This is a genomic window from Arthrobacter sp. Hiyo1, from assembly GCF_001263615.2.
In the GTDB taxonomy this organism is placed as follows: domain Bacteria; phylum Actinomycetota; class Actinomycetes; order Actinomycetales; family Micrococcaceae; genus Arthrobacter.
Window position 1 is genome coordinate 314,965 of the sequence record NZ_DF952469.1, and the last position, 1,116, is coordinate 316,080.

The window sequence follows — 1,116 nt, forward strand, 5'->3', positions numbered from 1 at the left end:
CTGGCGAAGCCGGGGCAGGGCCACTCCCAGGTCTCCCCGGCGCAGGTCCACCATTCCGGCAGCCAGGTGGAGCATCCCGCCCGAATAGATCAGGGAGTTCGGTGCTTGGGAAACATGGTTCTTGAGGAACGTTTCAAGAACGCCGAATTCGCCTGCCTGCTGCAAAGCCAGGATGTATCGGCGCATCACCATTCCTGCGTACTGGAGGCTCCAGTCGCCGCTCGCGGCGACCATTTCCTGTATCTCCATCAGAATCTGGATGGCGGACACCGGCCGTCCCGTGACCGCCATGGCCTCTGCGAGGAGGGTGCCCGCCACGAGGCGGGACTCGTCGTCGTCCGCTTCTTTCCAGATCTGGCGGAGTTCCCGCTCTGTCTCGACGTAGTGGCCTTCCGTTTGGAGGCCTTCCAGCGAAAGGAGCCTGCTTCCCAGTTTCCCGCGTTCCAGCTCATCGGGGTCGATGTCCTGACGGGATTCGGCAAGCCTGGCCAAGGCTGCCTCCCATTCGTACGCAGCCTGTTTGATGGCGTTCGGCCCGACGCCTTGCCGCCCGGCGAGCTGGGCCGCCAACATCGATGCCTGCCGGACCGTCCGCGGATCATTGGTCCGATCCACGACCCCCGCAAGCGAGGACACCGATCCCCTGATGTCGCCCCGGTACCATTTGGCCCGCGCAACCTCTACTTGGGCGGCAAGCCTCAGGGACGGATCCTTGATCGCGCCGGTAACCCGCTCCACGTAGCTGGGGATGAACAACCGGTTTGCCAGCTGGGCCGCCTCCAGGATGTCGGAGTCCGGAACCTCGGTGCCCGATTCCAATCCCCAGGAGACGTAGCGCAGCAGCCCGTCCATGGTCTGCGGCTTGGACTCCATGAGGTTCACGATGCGCCGCCGGATGGTCATGCTGTGGGCGGTCGGGACCAGCTGGCGGATGACTTCGCCAACCAGCGGCTGGGCCAGCCGGACATGCCGCTCGGGGTCGGACGCAATCTCGATGAAGTGCAGTTCCTGCAGTTCGTCCACGGCGCTGGAGTCGCCGGCCCGTTGCACGACGTTCAGCGGGACAGGCTCGGCGAGGGCCACCGTCTCCAGGGTGTCGCGCTGCGCGGCGCCCAG

The 1,116-nt window shown here is 65.6% G+C and carries 1 pseudogene; it reads right to left on the minus strand.

The features are described 5' to 3' along the window. Positions 1–1,116, minus strand: a pseudogene (locus AHiyo1_RS24505) (helix-turn-helix transcriptional regulator); the annotation flags it as partial.